The sequence below is a fragment of the Gracilimonas sp. genome (genome assembly GCF_014762685.1).
Classification (GTDB): Bacteria; Bacteroidota; Rhodothermia; order Balneolales; family Balneolaceae; genus Gracilimonas.
In genome coordinates, this window is the sequence record NZ_JABURM010000005.1 from 1294010 (window position 1) to 1318287 (window position 24278).

Genomic DNA, 24278 nt, shown 5'->3' on the forward strand with positions numbered 1-24278 from the left:
TAGTAACAACTAAATTTATTCTATTATGTCGAAAGTAATATTCAATATCAGCATGTCTCTTGATGGATATGTTGCGGATCCAAATGATGACCCAAGTCAACTGCATGAATGGTACTTTAGCGGAGATACCGAAATACCGGGAACGCCATTCAAAGTATCCAAAGCCAGTGCCGAAATGATGGGTAAAGCAGGTGGTTCTGTTGGAGCAATGGTTACGGGACGAAGAAACTTTGATCTTGCGAATGCATGGGGCGGCCACCCTCCATTGGGTGTTCATCACTTTGTAGTCACCCACAACCCTGCAACCGAGTGGGAAAAACCGGATTCCCCGTTCACATTTGTCCCCGAAGGTGTAGAAGATGCCATCGCAAAGGCAAAAGAACTGGCAGAGACAAAAACTGTTTGTATAAGCTCCCCGAGCATATTACAACAAGCACTTAAGGCGGGTTTGGTTGATGAGATATACATTGACTTGATACCGGTCCTGCTTGGCGAAGGCAAGACATTATTTGAAAATACTTCACAACCTAAACTGGAATGTACAAGTTCTGTCGAAGGAACAGGAGTCATCCATCTTGGATTTAAGGTGGTAAGCTGACAGAACAAGTTTTTCAATTAAAAGAATACCCTCACCGGCGATAACAGATGTCGGTGGGGGTATTTGTTTATCCTCGTTCCCAACGCCTCCGCTGGGACTTCGGTACCGGTCATCCCTTCGGGATTTTATTCTCTTTGCGGGGTTGCTTGTTTTGAATTTTTCTTCGCCTATTCACTCATAATAATGGCATCTGTCTATCCCGCTCAGCTATTCAATCAACTAAAAAAGAAAATTTATATCGCCTCAAAAACTAATTCTCAGCTTCAATGGCTTGTAGCTTTTGTTGCAAATTTCCCTGACTCCATTCTTCCACAATTTTCCCATCAACAATACGTGAAATGATCAAATTCTCCCACGTTATTTGCTGATTTGAAGCGGGGATACCCATAATCTGCCCCCGGTGAGTACCGGTGTGCGTTCTTTGCCAACCTACAAGGTCGCCTTCTGCAAGTACAGGCTCAATCGTGACCTCCAGATCCGGAAAGGCCTGTAAAAGAGTGGAAATGAAATTTTTAATAGCCTCCCTTCCTGTCTCTGCCCCATCAACTCGATAATCTTCAGCAAAAACGGAGTCCACGTAAGCTGTGTTGCCGTTATTGAGTAACTCTTGGTTGGCTTTAAGGACCAGGTTTTTGTTTTGCTCCAGTCTGTCAACCTGACTATTACAAGTACTGAAAAGGAGCAGTATTCCGGTTAAAATCATCAGAATATGAGTATTCATAATCATCCTCTATTTGTTAATGTTTCAAACAAATGGGCATACCGAATAGATGATAACTAACAGGAAAAACTAAAAGCTATTATAATATATTACGACCAGAAAAGACAAATCAATGCCGGTTCAACAAAATGAGGCAGTATTCGCAGGCCTTTAGGGTGAACAAGCTCTGCCTGTCTTGTTTCGGAAAGAGACCGGGGTCCTGTGTGAAATCATCAGCGTCACCAACGATGAGCCTGGACGGCTCTCGCTGGGACTTTCTGCTGATAATTTGAATTCGATTCTAAAGCTAGTGCTTAGTAAAACAATACATCAGATTGCTTATTCCCAGGATTGTTAACATCGTCTCCGCCCAGGATCATAACGTGTGCTACACCGTCTGCATCGATATAGCTAATCGCTGCCTGATTATAAAGGTTTTGGCCACCTTCAGACTGCAGGGTATTAGACCCGGTAGCGCCACCGAAAGCACCCACCGATCCGTCAGAGTTAATTTGTGCGAAGGTATTTTCGGAGGAACCTTGTCCGCTGCCGGCATACAAGCCTGAGCTTACAAAAAGATTACCGCCGGTAACCAGGGCAGAATGCTTGCTTCGGGGTTTCGACATTTCATCCACGTTAATGCTCCATCCGTCGGTGGTTATATCACCGGTACGCAAATTTATTTTAGCATATACAACGGTAGAAAATTTGGTGTCATTATTGTTAAAATCTCCGTCATCCGGACTTTCGGCAGCTCCTTCACCGCCTACCGCATACAGAAAAGCACCAAATGATTGAAAACCGTGATACATTCTCGGTGATGGCATAGAAGCCAGTTCTTCCCACGCCCCTAAATTACCCGAGGTATCAATAGCCGCTTTATATACTTTCTCCGTGGGATTATCTCCGGTTGTTGCACCGCCGGCAATATAGATTGCACTTCTGAAAACGACTGCACCTAATGAGTGGAGCGGTTCCGGCAAAGCCTGGTTTGTATTCCAGGAATTAATGGATCCGTCTTCATTCAGAGAAGCAAAATGAACCGAGGATACCGGCTCTCCTGTATTATCAACACCGCCCAGTGCATAAATAAATCCTTTGCCACTTACCTTTGAATTAAAAGGTGTTGCAACAACTGAGGCATGGAAAGATATGGAATCGGGCAGAGCGGTGGCGGTATTCCAGCTGCTTATAGTACCATCAGTATTAATTTGACCATAGAATACATCCTTTTGGGATATAGCAGAGGTATCTCGTCCGCCGCTGACATGTACAAAACTATTGGTATTGCCTGAAGCATCATCAATAGGGGTATATACCGCCCGGTGACCACTAAGACCCTGGGGAAGGGATGTGGTTTGTGTCCAATTTATCGTTGAAGGACTAAATGTGGCCGCATCAGTTACATTAAAATCCAAAGAGCTGCTAGCTCCAATTTCCGTTTCAACAAAAACAGGGCCGTCTTCAGCTCCGCTGGGCACAGTCGTTACAATAAAGGTGTCGAACCAATCGTCATCACTGGCAATGGTTGCCGGGATTGTGCCGCCGGCTCCGTCAGAAAATAAAACCCGGGAATCTCCCTGGGAATCTCCAAAAGCCTTCCCGTCGATAATTACCGTACTTCCAATATTTCCGGATGGCTTAGTGGCACTATTTACAAAAGAGAGAACAGGATCAATGGCGGTAAATGCCGAACTTGAAGTTATTTCTCCGCCATCGCCATTGGTAACTGTAATATCCAAAGCTGTATTTCCTGTAATGCCGGATGGGACCGTAACATAAAGTGTAGTTGAAGAAGAAAACTCAACAACGTCGGCAGTAACGGTGCCTACTTTAACGGTTGCATCGGAAGAAAAATCAGAACCTGAAATCGTAAGTTCTGTTCCTACCGTACCCTCACCGGGCATGACGCTTTCAATCGTTGGAGAGGATTCTACCGGATCGGTAATTCCATTGCCCCCCTTTTTTCCACATCCGGTGAGCAGGATAAGTAAAGTCCCTATGGTTACTGTAGCTGTAAGTATCTTTTTTGAGGTGTTCATAATAGCAGTATTTTAGTGTCGCCCTATTAATTTAAAGTCCTGACATACAGGCAATTTTCATGTGTGACGACCGAGATCGGATTCGGTTACATGGTTTTTAGATGCTGCTTTTTTCACCCGGGACCACCCGGTACAACTGAAAGATACTCCTTCCATCCTTCCCAACGGGCTGCGGTAAATTTCATTCGCAAATCCTCCAAAGGAGTGCCCTTGGCAGGTCTGTCGGTCCATTCCCGATGGATGATTTATACCAGGCCGCGTGGCTATAGACTGTCATCCCTCCGGGATTTTTAGCCTCTTTCCGGAGTTGCTTGTTTCAATTTTTTTGTCATTTATTCAATTATAATATTCGCGCCCTCTAATCTCTTTTCCGGTACCCCTTTAGTTGGATTGCGAAAAATTAATTAAAACGATTAGAACAGGATCTTATGTACGATCTTCCGTATTACAAAGAACAAGATGAACAGGTAATTAAAGAGTTTATTGATCGACATCCGTTTGCTTTTTTAAGCGGGTGCGATACCGAAAACAAGCCGATTGCTACACAAGTGCCCGTTTTTATCGAAAAAAGGGAAGGCCGAAAAATATTGAGCGGGCACATCATGAAAAATACCGACCACCATAAAGCCTTCTTGCACAATGAACACGTGCTTGCGGTTTTCACCGGCCCTCATACCTATGTAAGTGCCGCATGGTACAGTAATCCTCATCTGGCTTCTACATGGAACTATATGAGTGTGCATGCAAAAGGCAAGATCAGTTTTCTGGATGAGGCAGGTTTAGAAGAAGTGCTTCGTAAAACAACGCTTCATTTTGAAGGCTATGATCAGCACTCCCCTACGGTTTTTGACAACCTTCCTTCTGAGTATAGACAAAAAATGATGAAGTACATTGTGGCTTTTGAAATTGAAGTAACCGAAATGAATAATGTTTTCAAATTAAGTCAGGACAGAGATGCCGAGAGCTATCACAATATCATTGAGGAGCTGAAAACACAGGATGAAGACGGACGTGTGATTGCCGCAGAGATGGAAAAAAGAATGAAGGGCGTTTTTCCGGAAGATTGATGATAGTAAAGTCCTCCTTTACCCTCATTCACAACGGCTCGCGGTAAATTTCATTCGCAAATCGGTCTGTCGGTCTATCGGTTAATCGCAATTCTGTCTGAACTGATTTGCGACTCTTTCAAGAGTCATCCTGAACCGCCATTTGGCAGAGAAGGATCGACATGACCAGGAATCTCCAATGATGAAGTTTTCGCCTGGATATTAAATTATTTACCAAACGATCGCCCGTCTGCGGTCCCCGGTCATAAAGCCGGTTGCCTGTATGATATATGAATACGTCCATTCCTTTTCTATATTGGCATTCCTTGTTCATCACAGGATAACTTACATACATCATCAAAATGCAAACATACAGTAAAACCATTGAGGTGACATGGGCGGATATGGATCCCAACCGCCACATGCGTCATTCCGTGTACAACGACTATGCCGCCCAGACACGGGTCGGAATGTTCTCCGATTTCGGACTCTCCATTACTGAGATCAGCCGCCTGGGTTTTGGCCCCGTCTTGTTTCGGGAAGAGACCCAATTCCTGCGTGAAATAAGTTTGCTTGAAATCATCACGGTCACCTGTGCATTGACCACGATGCGCCGGGACGGTTCCCGCTGGAGCTTTCTGCATGAAATTATCAAGGAAGGCGAAGACGGTATCAAAGCGGCTCAAATCGCCGTTGATGGTGCCTGGCTGAATCTGGAAAGCCGGAAACTGGGCACCATCCCGGAGTTAGGAGAAGTTATGAACCGGTTCCCAAAAACTGAAAACTTCGAATGGATACCTGATTCGACCTCCCGATCAGAGTAAGTAAAACAGGTGCAAAGTTTTAGCCTGGCAATCTGCCTGCTAAAATATTCTGGTCGGAGGAATCTGCACAAAATACCAAGCTAAGCGGGACAGCCCGGCAGTAAGCCTCTTGTTTATGAGTAATTAATTCTGCTAATTCAAAAAAAGAATCTGATTAGCGTGATATGGCTTACGATGAAGGGTTGGCTCAGCGAATACGTGATCTTCTGCAGGATAACAGAAATGTAGAAGAGAAAAAGATGTTTGGCGGACTTTGCTTTATGATTTCAGGTCATATGGCATTCGGTATCATTAAAAATGAACTGATGGCACGTGTTGGCCCTGAACAATATGAAATGAGTCTTTCCAGGGCCCATGCTAAAGAAATGGATTTTACAGGAAAGGCCCTGAAGGGTATGATTTATGTGGCACCGGAAGGTTTGACGACGGATCAGGATTTAAAATCCTGGATGGATGTCTGCCTCACTTTCATATCCTCACTACCACCTAAAAATTAAACGAATCATCACCTATGCAGGAACCTCGTATTGTTACTATTTCTGAACTGAAGTTAGTAGGTAAGCGAATCCAAACCACCCTCGCTGAGAACAGCACTGGAAAATTATGGCAATCTTTTGGCCCATATAAGAAAGAGATTCTTCACCCGGCCAATACAGATTTATACTCGGTCCAAATTTTTGCTGAAGATCAGGATTTTAAGAAATTCACTCCGCAAACCCGGTTCGAGAAATGGGCTGCTATAGAAGTAGATAGATTTGATGAGCTCCCCAACGGAATGGAAAGCCTCACCCTAAAGGGCGGTAAATATGCCGTTTTCATTCACAAAGGGCTGCCATCCGATTTTCCGAAAACCAGTCATTATATCCACCGGGAATGGATGCCAAATTCATTGTATGAATTAGATAGTCGACCTCACTTTGAAATTATGAAGGAAGGATATAGTCCAACAGATCCCGAGGCTGAAGAAGAAGTTTGGGTTCCCATTAAACAAAACGAAATTGGTTATGAACTTTGAAATTTTTTTCCCAGCTCACTCCTTTCTTTTCATCCTTCCTAACGGCTCGCGGTAATTTTCATTCGCAAATCGGTCTTTAGGTTCATCGGTTAATCGCAATTTTTTCTGAACTGATATGCGAAAAACCGAACGACCGATTTGCGATGGACGATTTTATTCCCGTTCCCCCCTCGGTCCCAATACCCTCCATTCGAAACCACCCAACTGATTGATTAGCGAGGTTTTTCTCATCCTATTCACATCTCCTTCAACTACTCAACGGATTAGAAATAGACGTATTGAGCCGGCCGGGTGAACTTTGTTATTAGCCCATTTTGACCCTATTTCGCTTTTTGTCGCGTATACAATGATGGAAAAGAATTCTACCTCTATCAAAACAAAAACTAATTAATAATATGTATACGACTGACAATAAAAGAGTAAATAAACCTAACATTTTAAAAACCCTACTCCTGCTGGCATTGCCACTTGCATTAGTTATGGGAACTATCACAGGCTGCGAAAGCCCGGAAGGGCCACAGGGTCCGGAAGGCCCTGAAGGACCGGTGGGTGCAGCCGGTGAAGATGGCAGCTCTATCTATGCCGGAACAGGGGCTCCCTCAACCGATCTGGGAGCAAGCGGAGATTATTATTTAAACCAGGATACCGGTGAACTCTATGGTCCTAAAAACAACAGCGGATGGGGAACGCCCATTAGCCTGCAGGGCCCTCAGGGTGAGGCCGGCGCAGATGGCAGTCAAATATATTCCGGAACCGGTTCACCAGATGATTCACTCGGTGTTCCAGGAGACTACTACTTAAACAATGACACCTTCGATCTATATGGACCCAAAACCGACAGTGGCTGGGGAACGCCCCTAAACCTGAAGGGTACCGCAAATGTCATGTACTCTTCGTGGACATACCTTGACTCTGCCGTCCGTGATACTACTATTGACAGCAGCAACATGAAAATTGGAGATATCAATGCTCCTCAGCTAACGCAAGAAATATTAGATACGGGAGTAGTGAATGTATATATGCAATTTTCCAATTACATATACCCTTTACCATACACGGGTTATGCCGGCGGAATAACAAACACGATGGATTTTCTGCCAAGATTAAATCTTATTCAAATTACACGATTCACTCATGATAACAGCGGAAGCGTTGGATTTAACAGTAGTCTTCAATATCGCTACGTGCTTATCCCCGGTGGAGTAGCGGCAAAAAGCAAGATGTCAAAGGATCAAATTAAGACGATGTCTTATCAGGAAGCTAAAAAACGATTCGGTATTCCGGATTAGAAATCATAACTGACTTTTAGTGTAAATGGGCTCTGTCTAAATCGGCAGAGCCCATTTTTATTTTAAACTAGTTCCGGAATTAATCAGGTACCGGAAGATCTGCAACTCAAAATTATTTTCTCCCCCTATTGTAAAACACAAATTTCTGCATTACTTTGAAATAAAAAGTACTTTGTATGAAAGAAGAACAGGACTACATTCAGGACATTGCAGAGATACGTTCCATGATGGAGCGGTCTACCAAATTTTTATCGCTCTCGGGTTGGGCTGGAATATTGGCCGGGGTGTACGCTCTTGCCGGTGCATGGATCGTTTCCCACGTTCTTGGGTTTCAGCCTGATGAGATCTTTTACTCCTACCCGGATCTGACTAATATCTTTTTAACAGCGGCAGGAGTTTTATTTCTGGCACTGATCAGTGCCCTTCTGGATTCCCAAAGAAAGGCACAAAAGCAAGATAAAAAAGCCTGGAATGCAACTTCCCGCAGAATGTTGGCAAGCATGGCTGTTCCGCTATTTACCGGGGGAATTTTGATCCTGCTTCTGATTTCAAATGGACTTCTCGGGTTGATTGCTCCCCTCACCCTGCTGTTCTACGGACTCGCTTTGTACAACGCCGGAGCTTACACTATCCGGGAAGTGCGGGTGATGGGTTATGTGCAGATGATCCTGGGACTGCTGAATATGGCATTTATCAGCTATGGGCTCCTTTTCTGGGCCATAGGTTTTGGAGTGGTTCATATTGTATATGGTATTTATATGTACTTCAGGTTTGAGCGGTGACCCACTGTGAACGTATCATTCGACGATCTACATAAAGCATTTGAGAATAGGGTCAGGCTGGGGATTATGTCGGCCTTGGCCGTCAACGATTCTCTGGACTTCACTTCTCTTAAGGAATTCCTGGATGTGACCGACGGAAACCTGGCCACCCACATCAAAAAGCTGGAACAAGAAGGCTTTGTGGAGGTGGAGAAATCTTTCATCGACAATAAACCCAACACCAGTTACTCCATGACCCCGAAGGGCAAAAAAGCATTTGAAGAACATCTCAAAGTCCTGGAAACCATCATCAAATCACAACAATAGCTATGGAAACCAATCAATCTAAAAAACTAAAAATGCATAAGCTGCTTTCACTCTTGACCATCTTCATCGGCCTCCTTTTGGTAACCTTCATGATCGTAGTTGAAGGTGAACCGGGTGCACTTCCACTTGCGCTTACTGTCATTGGAACCGTATGGCATTTCTTCACCCGATCCAAACTTCGTTCGCAGCAGATATATTCATAACTCAAAAAAATTTATGCCACTACTTTGTAATTCAAAGTTCTTTCAATATAAAACTATCAACCACATAAAAATGACCACTGCAGCCCAACAACCCCTCGACAAGAATGTTCTTACGGAAGCCCTGATTGCATTTTCTCTGGCAATTGCTGCAGCCGTATTTATAAAACTTCCTGCCCTGTTCGGGATTGACCTTGATCAGAACGAGAGTTTCTACCTCCGGAATATGAGCTTCTTCGTACTGCCCCTCCTGACCGGCTATTTTGCATGGAAAAGGAAGCTGGAGTCCCGCTCTGTAATCTGGCTGGCTCTTGCATTTGTTATGGCGGCAGCATTCGCCAACCTTTATCCGTTCGAGCAAGGCGGCGACACCGAGGCACTTTTAGCACTGCATCTTCCGATTGCACTTTGGCTGGTGGTGGGCATCGCATTCTCGGGCGGTCGATGGAATCAGGTTAGCGAACGCATGGACTTCGTTCGATTCTCCGGAGAACTCTTCATTTACTATGTGCTGATCGCCCTTGGCGGCGGGGCTTTAACCGGATTCATGGCATTGATCTTCGGAACCATTGGCATCGATATTGAACCGTTTTTTGAATCGTGGCTGTTGCCCTGTGGTGTGACCGGGGCCGTCATTATTGCTGCGTGGCTGGTCGAGATCAGGAACCATATGGCCGGTAATTTTGCTCCTGTCCTGGCTAAATTATTCTCCCCTCTTTTCGCCCTCATGCTGTTGTCTTTCCTGGGAACACTGCTCTTTACGGGGAATGAGTTGATTATGGAACGCAACGTACTCATCGCTTTTGATTTGCTGTTGGTGGTAGTCCTTTGCCTGCTCCTTTACTCTATTTCTGCCCGAGACACTAAAGCTGCTCCCGGGTTATTTGATGTAGTTCAGGTTGTATTGGTGACAAGTGCTTTAATGGCAGATGCCGTTGCACTCTGGGGAATCTCCGAACGAATTGCAGAATTCGGCTTCACTCCCAACAGAGTAGCCGCTCTTGGCATGAATTTAATCCTCTTGGTGAACCTGGCATGGTCTGCAGTTCTCTATATCCGTTTTATCAGTGGAAAAACAAATTTCTCAACTCTCGAAAAATGGCAAACCGATTATCTGCCGTTTTACGCGGTCTGGGCAGCAATCGTTGTGATCATCTTCCCGCTCTTATTCGGCTTTACATGATACAATAACCACCTTTTAATAACTCATTTTTAACTATAAACATAACACAGGTAACAACCATGAATACAGAACAAAATCTATCCAAAGCTTTCACATATCCGGCTATCGCAACCGGATTATTATTACTCATACCTTTCATCGCCATGAAGTTTTCAGAAGATGTGGTATGGACTTTGTCTGATTTTATTTTAGCAGGGATAATGATCTTTGGAACCGGAATTACTTATACATTAGTCACAAGGAAGTCCGAAGAAATGGCTTACAGGGTAGCTGTTGGGTTTGCCCTTTTCACCGGCCTCTTCCTTATTTGGAGTAACCTTGCTGTTGGCCTCATCGGCTCCGAGAATAACGAGTTCAACTCATTGTATTTCCTTGTGATCGGTGTCGGGATAATGGGTGCTTTTATTGCGCGTTTTAAAGCCGCTGGCTTGATGTTAACCTTACTTGCCATGGCGGCAACTCAAGCAATTATTACCGTAGCTGCATTTTTCACGGGTATGGCTGAAGTACCGGAAAGTTCCGTGTATGAGATCCTGGCTGTAAACGGATTCTTCATTACATTATTTGTGGTAGCAGCTATGTTGTTTCGCTATGCTGCTCAGGAAGAGTCTCAAACGAATGAAGAAGAAGGTTAAGTTCACCATCGGCGGCCTGATCAGGGGTCGCCTTACCTTTGATTTTCCAGTTAAACCGGGATGTATTTTGATGAAGAGAAATTCTTTAATATGCTGTAAGTTCTCTCATGGCTAAAAGCAAAATACCCCAAAATCTACCCGATGAAGGAAAGGCTCACCTAATACTCATCCGAGTCCTTTTAGCTTTGATGGCTGTAGAATGGGGACTACTGTTGTATGATCAAAGCTGGCTTTCACTTTTCCTGGTTACGATGATTATCGGGACTGTTTTTGTTCCTATTCTCTTTCGAAAAAAAATGGAGATGGAAATTCCCGCTGAATTTCATTTTACCGCTGTCATTTTCATTTTTGCTTCTTTTTATCTGGGTGAGGTTCAGGATTTTTATCACCGTCTTTGGTGGTGGGACATTGCGCTTCATACCACAGCCGGCTTGCTCATGGGCATTCTCGGCTTTTTACTGGTTTATGTACTGAATGAAAGCAAGCGTGTGGAGCTTAATATGACCTCAGGCTTCATCGCATTTTTTGCCTTCACCTTTGCCCTTGCAATCGGTTCTGTTTGGGAAATTTTTGAGTTCGGTATGGACCAAATTTTCGGAACCAATATGCAAAAAACAATGCTTAGCGACCCTTCCGGCCTGACCGATACCATGTGGGATATCATTGTAAATGCCGCCGGAGCTTTCATTATCAGCTTTGCAGGATTCTTATACCTGAAGCACAAAAGGAGCTTTTTTGTCAAAGACTGGATTCGAAAGTTTATTGAAAGAAATCCAAAGATGTTCAGGAAGTAGCGTGTTTTTGGGGATCGTTATTGTGAATCGGATTTTATTTCTAATCCATAGATCTCTTCAGCCTTGTGCGGACCGGAGACTTAAGTGATCGTACCATTTTCAAAAATGAGTCTAAATGTTGCTGTTTAGCTGTTTTATAGCTTAATTCAACCTCAAAACCTTTCAACATGAAACTATATACGTTTACCATAGTTATTCTGATGAGTTTCGCTGTTCCTGTGAGTGAATTCGGTGTCTCACAAAGCCAATTAGAAGAAACGGACGGTAGTATTACGGGCGTTGTAGAGCTAATTCCAAAAAATACTCCTTCACGTTTTGGCGGAGGCATGTACGGAAGGCCGAGCCGCTCCCCCTCTTCGGAAATAACAGTTGATTCTGTATTGGTGATCTTAATGGGTTCAGAAAATAACACGACTCCACAAAATACCGGCCCGGTCATTTTAGATCAGAAAGGTCAGAAATTTATACCGAATCTTTTACCCATTCGTCAAAATCAGGATGTACGCATTCGTAACTCAGACCCGGTATATCACAACGTCTTTAGCTTATCAAAAACCAAAAAATTTGATGTGGGCCGCAGGCCTCGCGGCGAATACCTGGATGTTACTTTTGACAAGCCAGGTGTAGTTGATGTGTTTTGCGACATCCATTCTAACATGCATGCGGTCATTTATGTAATTCCTGCCAATGCATTGCACTGGGTTAAAATTAAAAGCGGGGAAACATTCAGTATTGACGAAGTTCCACCGGGAAATTATGAGCTTAAAGTCTTTGCAAGCGGGTATGAAGAGCAATCAGTAGCCGTTGAAGTTGGATCCGGTAAAATCACACAAATAGGTACCGTTACCTTAAACTCTTAGAATAAGATATGAAGCTGTCTTACATTAGCTTGCGATGGAAATTACTTTCCGGCTTTGTCGGTTTAGTGGTCATTATTGTACTTAGCCTGCTTATAAGTGTAAGTCAGATTGTAGATTCGCGTATTCGTCAGGATATTGATACCAATTTCGTAGAAGCCGGCCGGGTTTTTGAACGCATTCAGGATATCCGTTTTCGTCAACTACGTCAAACCGCCATTCTGCTTGCCGATATACCCAGCCTGAAAGCCGCTATCAGTACCGGCGACACGGTAACCGTAAACCAAAAAATTCAACAGGAATTACGGTATCTCCTGGATTTTGACCCGGTGATTCCGGATACCCTGATTCCTGAAGAATTTTATGCCAATCCGGACTCGGCAGGACTGTTATTAATCTCCGATTCCCAAGGCCGGCCCCTCGGACAGCTTTCAACCCGGGAATTACCACAATTTTCAATTGCAGACCGCCCCGGTGTAACCCATGCCTTGAACGGGAATATGCCTTCCCAAACATATATCTGGAAGGAAGATCATCGTTATTTCAATGTAATCACCATACCGATTTGGGCCGGGCGCAATCTCGTTGGCACTCTTTCCTACGGATTCCCCATCCGTCAGCTCGAAACCGAACAATTATCCCGGGATATTGGACTGGAAGTCATCTTTTATGTGGATGACCAACTATTAGCCGGATCTTTTAAAAAACTATCCTCTGATGATGAAACCCATCTTTCAAAAATGATTCATGAGGCAACTTTTGAAACCTTACGAACCAAAAAAGCCACCACTTCCGAAATTGTTTTGGACGGCAAAACCTGGCTCATTTACCTGGCTCCCATGTTCGAGATTACTGATGAATTAGAGGGAATTCGCGGATATTATGCAGTTGCCAAATCATTAACGGAAGCCCTGGGTCCGCTTCAAAGTCTGCAACTTTTGATTTTCGGAATTGGCATTATAGCCATTGCGGCATCGATTCTTATTAGTATTTGGTTAACTCGCCGAATCACCAAACCCATCGATTTACTTGTAGCCGGAGTGCACCGGGTAGAAAAAGAAGATTTCAGCCGGGAAGTGCCCATCACCAGCAATGACGAGATAGGGAAACTTACATCTGCGTTCAATAATCTCGCAGAGGGTTTGAGAGAACGGCTGTTAATGCTAAAATTTGTTTCTGAGGCCACCCTTGATGCCATCAAAAAAAATATTTCCCGCATTGAACCGGGTGGTGAACGCCGAAACATCACGGTTCTTTTTTCTGATATTCGAGGGTTTACTTCCTGGAGTGAAAACCATTCTCCGGAAGAAGTAATTGATATGCTTAACAACCTGTTGAGCTTCCAGGCAGAACTGGTAAAACAATTTGGAGGAGATGTAGATAAATTTGTTGGTGACGAATTAGTGGCTGTTTTTCAGGGAAAAGATAAAGACCAAAAAGCAGTAAATGCCGCGATTCGCATTCAGAAAAAGATTACCTCCATGCTGGAGGGAGAGCAGGAAGAACTGGCAGTGGGGATTGGCATCAACAGCGGCGAAGCAGTTATGGGGGCCATGGGCAGCGAAAACAGGATGGACTATACGGTACTTGGCAACACCGTTAACCTGGGGGCAAGGTTGTGTACAGCCGCTCAAAAACATCAAATCCTGATTTCAAATTCCGTTTTTTTAAACCTGGAACGTAAAATTCCTGTTTCCGAACTCGACCAAATACAGGTTAAAGGAATTGAAAAGCCCATTACCATCTATGAAATAAACTGGAAGGATGAAATATTTTCAGCTACAAATGAGGAGGAACTGCATGATGAAACATAAAATTTTCCATATTTCATTATTGGTTACTACATTTTTTGGAATACATGGAGCTGCTTTTGCCCAGATACAAATAGGTGGCCTTGCTGATTTTGAGCTCAGAAAAGCCGGTGATCATTCCTCCCCTTATATAAATCAAACTCCCGGCAGTAAACTATCTCTTTATACTCCAAATATTCGTCTTTTTATAAGCGGAAGTATCTCAGAAAATTGGTTTACAAACCTGGCACTTCAATCCGATTATTATAACAGCAATGAACTCAGCTCACCCTTCTTTTCGGTATTAAATTTGAACTACGCCCCTGAATCTGATTCCGACTTTATGGTTACCGTGGGTCGCTTTATCACTCCTTACGGAGTTTATTCCGAACGGGTGCTTTCGTCCGATAATCCTTTTGTTCACTTGCCCCTTACTCATGCTTCCGGGTTACCCATCAGTAAACGGATTGGATTTTTTAGTGGAGGAACTTACAATCCGGAAATAAGTCAATCTCTCTATGGCGAAAACGAAACCGGATTGACCATGGTCTACCAGCGAATGTACACTCAAGGCATAAAAATATCCGGGAATATCGGAGAAACCGAGTGGCTTAGCTATAATCTGGGAGCGACGCTTGCACCTGCTTCTACTCATCTCGAATACGGACAGTATAATAAACCTGCGCTTACCGGCCGAATATTCTTGAAGCCGACCGTATGGGCACAGCTTGGTTTTTCTTTGAGTACCGGAGCATTTCTGAAAGAAGACACGGCAAATGATACCCTCCTGGCTTATGATCTGTCTTCTTATAACCAAAATTTATTAGGAGCCGATCTCAAGTTTTCCTATCGCTACTATACTTTGCTGTTTGAATACAATCACAGCTATTGGAAAGCTCCTTATTACGATCCGGGAAGCTCAACCTCCGCAACAAGAACAACCGGGGAAGCAACCATTGGCCATGTTTCGGGGGAGTTTATAGTCAATTTCCCTTTCCTGGTGGGCAGTTATGCAGCCCTTCGGTATGAAACCATGAGTTCCGGTGACATAGAAACCTATACGTCCAATTTCTCTTATTCCTCCTATTCAAATCTTAACAAAAAAACATGGACCTACGACCGCGAACGTATTGAGTTTGTGGCCGGGTATAAATTACAGCGAAACATCATCCTTAAAGCATCTTATCTCTATTCTGATGATTCCGGCCCGGATTTGGATGACAATGTTTTTACCTTGCAGCTAAGTGTTCTTTTTTAGTCTCCTTGAAATTTATAAAGTGACCACGCGGTAACGCCTAACAGTGCGGTGATCCCACCAAGTATCAAAGCCAGGTTTACATCCCTCTGAATCCGTTCAGCTTTTGACAGATAATTTGAACCTACCCCGTTTTTGGCGATGAGGTCTTCCAGTTCTTCGATTCTCTCTTCAATTTCCTCTTGTGATCTTTTCTTTAAATCCATGGTATTATGCTTTTATATTTTTTATTAGTTCTACCATGTTAACATGAAGCACCTTTCCTGAGTTTCATCTAAAACTTTCATTTACAAATAAGCATTTCAATTCGCTGCCAGAGATGCTATATTCCCAACCCCAAATTTGAACCTCAAAAAAGATGAAATGAGCGTATTAGTTGGAAATGATACCCGCCTGATTGTACAGGGATTTACCGGAAGCGAAGGAAGCTTTCATGCCGAACAAATGATTGAATACGGCACCAATGTTGTTGGAGGAGTAACTCCCGGAAAAGGTGGTCAAACCCATTTAGACCGGCCCGTTTTTAATACGGTAGCTGAAGCAGTCCGGGAAGTAAAAGCCAATGCTTCCATTATTTTTGTACCTCCTGCTTTTGCAGGTGATGCCATCACAGAAGCCGCTTTTGCCGGAATCGAAGTTATTATTTGTATCACGGAGGGCATCCCGGTGAAGGACATGATTGTGGCTAAACAAATTGTAAACAGTCATGGTGCTACCTTGATCGGTCCTAACTGCCCCGGCTTGATCACTCCCGGTGAAGCTAAAGTCGGTATTATGCCCGGAAATATTTTTACTCCCGGAAGAGTAGGTTTGATTTCACGCTCCGGAACGCTCACTTACGAAGCTGTTGACCAGCTTACCAAAGAAGGATTGGGCCAAAGTACAGCCATCGGTATTGGCGGTGACCCTGTTATCGGAACCACTCACCTTGATGCTGTGAAGTTATTGAATGATGATCCTGATACAGACTCTATTGTTCTTATCGGTGAGATCGGCGGAACCGCTGAGGAAGAAGCAGCTGAATGGATCAAAGACCATTGTAAAAAACCGGTTGTAGCATTTATTGCCGGTTCAACAGCGCCTCCCGGCCGACGAATGGGCCATGCCGGTGCGATCATCTCAGGAGGTAAAGGTACTGCTCAGGAGAAAAAGAAAGCGCTCGCTGCCGCAGGTATTACCGTTGTTGACAGTCCGGCCGAGATCGGTATTACATTGAAGAAAATGCTGGAAACTGCTTAAAAAGCTAACCCGTTTGTGATTAATTTAAAGCCTTCATTTCTTTTTGAAATGAAGGCTTTTTTGTTTATTAAAGGCACTTCTGACAGTAATGTCGTTAAAATGACGGGTACATGTCATACTTTAATATTTCAGTAGTACATATGTTTTGAGTGAAATCAAACACACAATTTACTTATGAGTAATTCTCTTGCCAATCAGATCAAAAACATTCGAAATCAAAAGGGCTTTTCGCAAGAACTGCTTGCTGAGAAAACGGGCCTGAGCCTTCGAACTATTCAGCGAGTTGAGAATGCCGAAACGGAACCCAGGGGCGATACCCTTTTGCGAATTGCGGTGGCACTGCAGGTGACCCCTGATGAGCTGCTTGAATGGAATCAGGTGAAAGATGTCTCGACTCTGATCGTTCTAAATCTTTCTGCCTTATCTTTTCTTTTCTATCCTATATTGGGCGTTATTGTACCTCTGATAATCTGGGTTACAAGAAAAGATGCGGTAAAAGGAGTTAATGAGTTGGGCAAAAAGCTACTCAATTTCCAGATCACTTTTGTTGGGGTTGTTTACTTGATTCATGCTATTTTCTTTATAATTCCAATATTTCGGATCAATCTGATGTGGCTGATAGACCCCATTTACTTACTACCAATTCCCTTTTTCTTGATGCCAATATTAATTTACGCTATCCCTTATATTTTCAATTTTGGATATGTGCTACTTAACACTTTCAGAATTAAAGCCGAAAAGGAAATAGATTATAAACCATCTATTAAAATTATCCGATAGCTTAAATAAAAGTCCCGTCCGGGATCACTGTTTTCTTTAACTTGTCTCCGTACTTTTTTCAATGCCCATTGTGTTGTCTGTATCAACAGTAACCGGCAAGCTTAATATAAATTTGGTTCCGATTCCCCCTTCCCTATTCTTTGCTTCAATAGTGCCTCCCATTTCTTCCATATAATTGGCACAGCTGTGAAGCCCAAATCCATGCCCCTTTTTCTTGGTGGTAAAACCCTGGTTAAAGATTTTACCTAAATGTTCTTTCTTAATTCCGGGTCCGGTATCCGATACTTCCAGAAATACTTGTCCATTTTGTTGGTAAAGTTTTATGAATATCTTTCTCTCCTTACTTCTTGACTCATCAATAGCTTCCTTAGAATTTTTAAATAAATTGAGAAGTATGTGCACCAATTTAACTTTCTGAAAGCTGACGGTATCCGTCATTTTAATATCTTTTTCAACTTCAATCTTATGACGCTCCATCGAAGCAGAAAAAATAGTTAAAGCATCTTCCAGTACTCCCTCAAGACTGGCCAATTCATTTTTCATGCCTACCATTGCATAATTTTGCTGCGCCTCTATTATTTCGTTAATAGCAGCAATTTTTTGGTCGAGTCGCTGGTGATGCTTTCGGAGCACCTTAAGTTCCTCTTTTATGACTTCATCGAGCTTAAAGAAATATTCAATTAATTTTTCCCCTTTAGGATCGGCCGTAAGAAAGTGTTCAAGATCATCTTCATGCTCCTTTAATAACTGAATGGCCTGAAATAGCTTTTTCAACTTTGTTTTTTCCAACAGCTCCCCGGTAATAGATGCAGAAGTCACGATACTGTTAAGCACATTCCCAATATTGTGCAGTACCCCGGTAGCTATATCTGCCATTCCTGACTTACGGGCAACTTCAACCAGCTCTTTTCGGGTTTCATCTAACTCGCGAAGGGTATTCTCAAGCTCTGTATTCTTACTCTCTACCTGCATTTTGACCATCGCCAGCCTCTCATTCACGTTATAAAAAGTCCAGGCTATACTGGCGACATAAAGTACCAGTGAAATCATTGCAATCAACTCCACATAAAGAGAAGCACTCGGTTCGAATTGAAATCCTGTGACGGCCCCTAAAATCAGGATGCCGAAACCATACAAAGCGAGGCTCTTAAACAGCTGTTTAAATCCTCCTAACATCATATTATTCAACACAGTAGCAGTCAGAAAAGCATAAGATATCCAAAGCGTGAAATGAATATGAGCGGTCCACATCCCAAGAACCAGGGCATCAAACATCATAGAATATAATTCAACTTTTTTTCCATCGTCTGCAAACCTGGATCCCAAATAAACAAGGTGCGGATAGATTAAAAAGTAAAATCCCAAAACTAAAAAATTCCAATACGACCAGTCTCTCTCAACAACTAAAAACGCTATCATAATAAAACTAGCCACAAAACCCACCACTCTTGGCAGGTAGTTAGCTTTAGATAATCGATGTGCCTTATTCATCTTCCTTGATTTATTTTTGCCAGCCATTCCCGGTTGTATTAGTAATCATTTTTAAAAACTATTTTTCAGAAATAACGGGGAAGGTCATCACAAACAAGGCGCCTTTTTCACCTTCTCTATTCTCCACTTTTATTTTACCCCCCATTTCAGACATATAATTTGCACTGCTGTGCAGTCCAAAACCATGACCGTCTTTTTTAGTAGTGAAACCTTGTGTAAAAATTTTCCCCAGATGTTCAGGTTTTATACCCGGCCCGTAATCGGCAATGGAGAGATAGACACTTTCTTGATCCTCCCAGGTTTTGATGATGATTTTTTTCTCTTCCGGTGCACTATTTGACATAGCTTCTTTTGCATTTTTGAATATATTTACCAGCACATGAATTAGTTTGGAGCGTTGGGCAATAATCGGCTTGGTGGCCTGCAGGTCTTTTTCTACAATGAGACCGTGCCGTTCAATAGAGCCGGACTGGAGTGCTAAGGCATTATCAATCATATCGGCCAATGAAGTTTGGTTGGCATGCACACTCGCACCTGCATAGGTTTGCTGGGCAGCAATTACCTCATTAATCAGGTCAATTTTTTCTTCCAATCTCGTAGAATGAGAAACAATCTCCTCTCGTTCTTTTCTAAGGGGCTCTTCCAACTTCAGGTAATACTCAATTATTTTTTCCCCTTTAGGATCTTCGGCAATAAACTTACCAATATCGTCGATATGCTCTCTAAGCACACTATTAGCCTTGATAAACCCATCGATCTTCGACTTTTTAATGATGTCCTTAATTAGAGATGTAGAAGTATTTACACTGTTCAAGACGTTCCCAACATTATGCAAAACGCCGGTAGCTATATCTGCCATACCCGCTTTATGGGCATTTTGAACAAGTTCTTCCCGGGTTTCTTCCAAATCTTTTAGAACTTCTTTTAAGTTCTGATTGCTTTTCTGCAATTCCGAAGTTCGTTCATCTACCTCTTGTTCCAGTTGCTTATTCTGTTGCATTATCTGATGAGTTCTGTACCTGAATCCCCCTGCAATCAATCCTATCAATGAAAAGCCCGTGATAATATAAAACCATGTTGTTTGCCAAAATGGAGGGGTAATAATTAGTGCAAGAGAAGTCCCTCCTTCATTCCAAACCCCGTCATTATTTGAAGCTTTAACCAGAAACGTATATTCACCAGGGGCTAAATCGGTGTAAGTGACAAAATTTCGATTACCTATATAGTTCCACTTTTCATCAAATCCTTCCAATTTATATGCATATTGGTTTTTTTCGGGAATCGTAAAGTTCAGCGCCGAAAATTCAAAAGAGATTACTTTATCGAAATGAGAAAGCGTTAAGTGATCGGTATAAGTAATCGACTCTTCCAGAATTGTTCTTTGTTCTTCATTTTCAGTTTCATTTATACTTTCCTGAATTGGAACAGATTCATTAAATAATTTAAAATCGGTCAATACAACAGGAGGGGGATACGGATTTCCTTTAAGATCAGAAGGATAAAATACATTGAATCCATTTATTCCTCCCATATACACTTCTCCTGTAGATGAAGTAAAAGCAGCGCCGGAATTAAATTCATTATCCTGCAAACCGTCCTGCTTATCAAAAAGGGTAAATATCTCTGTCTCTGGATCCCATACTGCAAGTCCACGGGTAGTGCCCATATAGATATTTCCGTTGTTGTCTTCGGTAATCCCCCAAACCGCGTCATCTGGCAAACCATCAGAGATGGAGAAAAAATTAAGCACATCATGCGACTCAATATCCAATATATTCACACCCATTGCTGTTCCAACCCAAAGTTGTCCCTCTGAATCTTCATGAAAGTCGACGATTGAACCTTCGCTGAGGCTATGGGGATTTTCAGCAGACTGAGAGAATTTTTTAAAAGTTTCTGTGTCGCGCTGATATAGATTCAAGCCTCCCCTGGTACCAACCCAAACCTGATCTTTACTGTCCACATAGATGCTGGTAACATAAGATTCGCTCAAACTTCCCTGGATATTCGGATCATAGTCGTAATTAACAAAAGTTTCTGTCTCAGGATCGAATCTATCAACACCTTTTGCGGTTGTAGCCACCCAAATTTTTCCGGATGCTTCAACATCAAGTCCCCACAAAGCATTGTAACTGAGTGAATTGGGATCATCAGGATCATTTGTAAACCGTATAGCTTCTCTTGTATCAGGATTAAACTTATTTAACCCATTGAGCGTAGTTATCCATAAATTTCCAGCTTCATCCTGTTTTATATTAAATACGCGATTGTTGCTCAATGAATTTTCATCATCGGGATCATGCAGAAAGTGCTCGAACTGTTTTGTTTCCGGATCAAATTTATTCAGACCCTTATCCGTACCCAGCCAAATATTATTGTTCTCATCTTCCAGAAACTCCCAGACATTATTATCACTTAAACTGTTTTCAATGTCCGGTTCGTGTTCATAATGCTTAATCCCTTTCTGATGGTAGCTGAATTTATTGATCCCATTCGACCACGTTCCAATCCAAAGAGTGTTGTCCTTATCTTCATAAATACTATGTACACGATTGGACGTCAGGCTATGCTCATCCGAGGGATCCGCATGAAAACGAATAAACTCTCCTTTTTCAGGCTGATACAGGTTTAAACCGTTTTCAGTGCCAACCCAAAAATTAGAACGACTGTCCTCATAAATTACATTCACACTATTATTACTAAGCGTGGCAGAATTATTAATTTCACTTTGATAGGTTATTGTTTTGTCGCGCTCCGGATTAACCCTAATCAACCCGTTGTCTGTACCTAACCACAGATATCCCTTGCTGTCTTCATAAATTTCATTAATAACCTCTTTACTTAACCCTTCAATTTGACTAGCTAGAAGTTGTCCGCCTGTTTCATCCATATAATAAAGACCTTGGCCAAATGTACCTATCCATAAAACACCTGTTTTATCCCTGTATACTTTCTGAAAACTATTTTCATTTCCTTCTCCCGTTAAAAAATGGGTAAACTCTTTCTCCTTTACAGTAGTCTTATTTAAACCATTATCAGTTGCAATCCAAACCGTGCCATTGGGTTCACAATAAACACTATTTGTTGCATTATGGCTGATGGATTTTGGACCGTATTCTTTATAAAACCGGCTAAAATGTTCTGTTTTTAAGTTCAAAAAGGAAAGTCCGTTAATTGTCGCGATCCAAAGGTTCCCTTCCGAATCCTTACACATATCGGATATACGTTTATTACTGAGGCTATTGTTATCAACCAAATGGCTCCGGTAAATAACCATTTGTCGCCCGTCGTAGCGGTTCAATCCACCTACAGTACCAAACCACATAAATCCCTTATCATCCTGAACAATCGATGTAACGGTTGCCTGAGAAAGCCCGTCTTCAAGCCCCAAATGCTTAAACTTGAAGGAATCCTCTTGAGAAAAAGCCGTTGCTCCTGCCAAAAAAAGAAAACCTGCGGTAAGAGTTACAATTGAAAAATATTTAATCACTCGCTTCATATTTATTTAATTTTACAGGAGACTCGTAGGTGCATGTAAACAGGAATATAATTTGAGAATAATTCCACCACTTTTAACATGAATACTTCACGTAAATACAAAAATGGGTTAGCTCTTATTATCTGTTTTTGATTTTTTGGCCCATTTCACAACTTTACCGACCAGGTGCTTAGCCTTCACCGGTTTTCCAATAAAATCATCCACTCCGGCTTTAAAAATTATTTCCTTATCCTCTGGCATTACACTGGCAGAAAGAGCAATAATCGGGGTATGTTTTCCGGTTCCTTCGTCAAGCTCTCGAATAGTTTTAGTTGCTTCAATCCCATCCATTTCAGGCATGTAGATATCCATAAGTACTAAATCGAACGAATCATTTTTGATCGCATCAATAGCTTTTAGCCCATTTTCTACAGAGGTAACTTTCATTCCACTTTTTTCAAGCATTTTTCTTGTTAAGGTTTTATTTGAGCTATTATCCTCAACCATCAATATTTTAAAAGGTATTTTTTCGGTTGCTTCATCCGTTGGAGATGATTCTAATAAAGATTGGGGGGCGGGATTACTTTCGTTTTCTCCCTTAACTTTCTTAAGCGATACTTCAAACCAAAACTCTGATCCCTTTCCCTCGGTACTCTCCACTCCCACTTTCCCATTCATTAATTCAGCAAGTTGCTTACAAATAGACAGTCCCAAGCCGGTTCCTCCATATTTCCGGGTAGTAGAGGCATCAGCTTGGGTAAATGGATTAAACAGCAGTTTTCTTTTTTCTTCAGTGAGCCCTATTCCTGTATCTTTAACTGAAAATCGAAGCGTAACTGATTCTTTATCTTCATCCAGCAGAGAAACTTCAAATTCAATCTTTCCCTCCTCGGTAAACTTGATGGCATTGTTACCATAATTAAGCAGAATTTGCCGCAGCCTCATCGGATCACCTATCACTTCTTCCGGGATATTGTCATCCATTAATAAAGAAACTTCTACTGCTTTATTTTCAGTAGAGTATTCCACAAGCATTTTCAGTTCATCCATCCGTTCTTTTATTTCAAACGGAATCAATTCAACCTCCATCTTACCTGCTTCAATTTTGGCTAGGTCAAGAATGTCATTGAGAATACCCATCAAAGAGTCTGCACTATACTGTACCATTTGAGCGTATTCTTCTTGCTCTTCATTGAGTTCAGTTTCCATCAACAGGCTATTCATCCCCATAATACCATTCATTGGAGTTCTGATCTCATGGCTTACATTAGCCAAAAATTCACTTTTAGCTTCCGAGGCCTGTTCTGCTTTTTCTTTCATTTTTTTATACTCACCTACTAACTTGGTGAGTTCCTTTGTCCGCCTCTTTACTTCTTCTTCCAATTTCTCAGTGTACTGAAATGCTTCTTGCTGCAATCTCCACTTAGTAGTTAAAGTAAGTGCCGTTTGTTTAAGAGCGGTGGCATCAAAGGGTTTTTTCATGAAAAGCAACTTATCAGAAGTCCCCAATTCTGATAAAATATCTTCCCAAGAATAATCTGAGTATGCTGTACAAATCACAATTTCCGTATCCCTGTGCTTTTCCCAAATCTTCTTAATCGCCTGAATACCGTCCATGCCGGGCGGCATCCGTACATCCATAAAAATCAGTGAATACGGGGAGCCGTTTTCAGCAGCTCTATCCGCGAGTTCTAAGGCTTCCTCTCCCTGGTAGGCATGATTAATATCATAAATTACATCATCCAAAGCATGGGATTCACTACCATCAGCTGCAAACAACTCGTCTTCTAATTCCTGAAGCTCTTTTTCTCCAACACCAGTACGGGGCACCAAAATAGACTCTATATCCTCATGAATTGATACATTATCATCAACCACTAATATGCGCAGGTTAACCTTCATATTGTCAATTTATATGCCAAGTCCATTCAATTCCCTTTTTACCAACTCTCCTGAAAACTCTTTCAAGCAATA

Annotated in this window: 24 protein-coding genes; 17 read left to right on the forward strand and 7 right to left on the reverse strand. The window is 42.3% G+C overall.

Annotated elements, in window-relative coordinates:
- Positions 1-25: 25 nt before the first annotated feature.
- Positions 26-598 (forward strand): dihydrofolate reductase family protein, encoded by a 573-nt coding sequence (locus tag HUJ22_RS05785; protein ID WP_290875144.1) that lies wholly within the window; start codon positions 26-28, stop codon positions 596-598.
- Between the two features lie 250 nt (positions 599-848).
- Here the strand turns inward: HUJ22_RS05785 and HUJ22_RS05790 are convergent, their stop codons facing one another.
- Entirely contained in the window at positions 849-1319 is a 471-nt protein-coding gene (locus HUJ22_RS05790; RefSeq protein WP_290875146.1) for an ester cyclase, read from the reverse strand.
- A gap of 293 nt (positions 1320-1612) precedes the next feature.
- Complete coding sequence (locus HUJ22_RS05795; protein ID WP_290875148.1) at positions 1613-3340, reverse strand: IPT/TIG domain-containing protein; 1728 nt, start codon at positions 3338-3340, stop codon at positions 1613-1615.
- A 428-nt stretch (positions 3341-3768) separates the two neighbouring features.
- On the opposite strand from HUJ22_RS05795, the gene HUJ22_RS05800 reads away from it, so the two are divergent.
- Entirely contained in the window at positions 3769-4407 is a 639-nt protein-coding gene (locus HUJ22_RS05800) for an FMN-binding negative transcriptional regulator (protein ID WP_290875150.1), read from the forward strand.
- Between the two features lie 118 nt (positions 4408-4525).
- Here the strand turns inward: HUJ22_RS05800 and HUJ22_RS05805 are convergent, their stop codons facing one another.
- On the reverse strand, positions 4526-4690 hold the full coding sequence (locus tag HUJ22_RS05805) for a hypothetical protein (RefSeq protein WP_290875152.1): 165 nt from the start codon (positions 4688-4690) through the stop codon (positions 4526-4528).
- A gap of 58 nt (positions 4691-4748) precedes the next feature.
- On the opposite strand from HUJ22_RS05805, the gene HUJ22_RS05810 reads away from it, so the two are divergent.
- The 13 genes from HUJ22_RS05810 to HUJ22_RS05870 all read left to right on the forward strand — a co-directional run bounded on the left by HUJ22_RS05810 (position 4749) and on the right by HUJ22_RS05870 (position 15319).
- Positions 4749-5210 (forward strand): thioesterase family protein, encoded by a 462-nt coding sequence (locus HUJ22_RS05810; protein ID WP_290875154.1) that lies wholly within the window; start codon positions 4749-4751, stop codon positions 5208-5210.
- A 164-nt stretch (positions 5211-5374) separates the two neighbouring features.
- A complete protein-coding gene (locus HUJ22_RS05815) occupies positions 5375-5707 on the forward strand; it encodes a TfoX/Sxy family protein (protein WP_290875156.1) in 333 nt (110 codons plus the stop codon).
- A 14-nt stretch (positions 5708-5721) separates the two neighbouring features.
- Entirely contained in the window at positions 5722-6225 is a 504-nt protein-coding gene (locus HUJ22_RS05820; protein WP_290875158.1) for a GyrI-like domain-containing protein, read from the forward strand.
- Between the two features lie 479 nt (positions 6226-6704).
- Positions 6705-7514: a hypothetical protein gene (locus HUJ22_RS05825; RefSeq protein ID WP_290875160.1), complete on the forward strand. Its 810-nt coding sequence runs from the start codon at positions 6705-6707 to the stop codon at positions 7512-7514.
- Positions 7515-7690: 176 nt separating this feature from the next.
- Positions 7691-8296 (forward strand): hypothetical protein, encoded by a 606-nt coding sequence (locus tag HUJ22_RS05830; RefSeq protein WP_290875162.1) that lies wholly within the window; start codon positions 7691-7693, stop codon positions 8294-8296.
- A 6-nt stretch (positions 8297-8302) separates the two neighbouring features.
- Positions 8303-8602, forward strand: a complete 300-nt coding sequence (locus HUJ22_RS05835) for a transcriptional regulator (protein ID WP_290875164.1) — start codon at positions 8303-8305, stop codon at positions 8600-8602.
- Positions 8603-8634: 32 nt separating this feature from the next.
- Complete coding sequence (locus HUJ22_RS05840; RefSeq protein WP_290875166.1) at positions 8635-8805, forward strand: hypothetical protein; 171 nt, start codon at positions 8635-8637, stop codon at positions 8803-8805.
- 13 nt (positions 8806-8818) lie between these two features.
- On the forward strand, positions 8819-9985 hold the full coding sequence (locus HUJ22_RS05845) for a hypothetical protein (RefSeq protein ID WP_290875168.1): 1167 nt from the start codon (positions 8819-8821) through the stop codon (positions 9983-9985).
- Between the two features lie 59 nt (positions 9986-10044).
- Positions 10045-10620 carry a hypothetical protein gene (locus HUJ22_RS05850; protein ID WP_290875170.1) on the forward strand — a complete coding sequence of 192 codons (576 nt, stop codon included), beginning with the start codon at positions 10045-10047 and terminating at the stop codon, positions 10618-10620.
- A gap of 107 nt (positions 10621-10727) precedes the next feature.
- Complete coding sequence (locus HUJ22_RS05855) at positions 10728-11414, forward strand: hypothetical protein (protein ID WP_290875172.1); 687 nt, start codon at positions 10728-10730, stop codon at positions 11412-11414.
- Positions 11415-11581: 167 nt separating this feature from the next.
- The gene (locus tag HUJ22_RS05860) at positions 11582-12274 is read left to right on the forward strand and encodes a hypothetical protein (RefSeq protein WP_290875174.1); all 693 of its coding nucleotides are present in this window, start codon (positions 11582-11584) and stop codon (positions 12272-12274) included.
- An 8-nt stretch (positions 12275-12282) separates the two neighbouring features.
- Positions 12283-14085: an adenylate/guanylate cyclase domain-containing protein gene (locus HUJ22_RS05865; RefSeq protein ID WP_290875176.1), complete on the forward strand. Its 1803-nt coding sequence runs from the start codon at positions 12283-12285 to the stop codon at positions 14083-14085.
- Complete coding sequence (locus tag HUJ22_RS05870) at positions 14072-15319, forward strand: hypothetical protein (protein WP_290875178.1); 1248 nt, start codon at positions 14072-14074, stop codon at positions 15317-15319. The genes HUJ22_RS05865 and HUJ22_RS05870 overlap by 14 nt, the downstream gene beginning before the upstream one ends.
- Here HUJ22_RS05870 and HUJ22_RS05875 read toward each other — a convergent pair.
- Positions 15316-15522: a hypothetical protein gene (locus tag HUJ22_RS05875; RefSeq protein WP_290875180.1), complete on the reverse strand. Its 207-nt coding sequence runs from the start codon at positions 15520-15522 to the stop codon at positions 15316-15318. The genes HUJ22_RS05870 and HUJ22_RS05875 overlap by 4 nt on opposite strands.
- A 157-nt stretch (positions 15523-15679) precedes the next feature.
- Between HUJ22_RS05875 and sucD the strand changes: the two genes are divergently transcribed.
- Positions 15680-16555 carry a succinate--CoA ligase subunit alpha gene (gene sucD / locus HUJ22_RS05880; RefSeq protein WP_290875182.1) on the forward strand — a complete coding sequence of 292 codons (876 nt, stop codon included), beginning with the start codon at positions 15680-15682 and terminating at the stop codon, positions 16553-16555.
- A gap of 174 nt (positions 16556-16729) precedes the next feature.
- A complete protein-coding gene (locus HUJ22_RS05885) occupies positions 16730-17335 on the forward strand; it encodes a helix-turn-helix domain-containing protein (RefSeq protein WP_290875183.1) in 606 nt (201 codons plus the stop codon).
- Between the two features lie 36 nt (positions 17336-17371).
- On the opposite strand, the gene HUJ22_RS05890 is transcribed toward HUJ22_RS05885, so the two are convergent.
- The 3 genes from HUJ22_RS05890 to HUJ22_RS05900 form a co-directional block, all read right to left on the reverse strand.
- Complete coding sequence (locus HUJ22_RS05890) at positions 17372-18826, reverse strand: ATP-binding protein (RefSeq protein WP_290875185.1); 1455 nt, start codon at positions 18824-18826, stop codon at positions 17372-17374.
- A 58-nt stretch (positions 18827-18884) separates the two neighbouring features.
- Positions 18885-22325 carry a two-component regulator propeller domain-containing protein gene (locus HUJ22_RS05895; RefSeq protein WP_290875187.1) on the reverse strand — a complete coding sequence of 1147 codons (3441 nt, stop codon included), beginning with the start codon at positions 22323-22325 and terminating at the stop codon, positions 18885-18887.
- Between the two features lie 108 nt (positions 22326-22433).
- The gene (locus HUJ22_RS05900) at positions 22434-24206 is read right to left on the reverse strand and encodes a response regulator (protein ID WP_290875189.1); all 1773 of its coding nucleotides are present in this window, start codon (positions 24204-24206) and stop codon (positions 22434-22436) included.
- Positions 24207-24278 lie beyond the last annotated feature (72 nt).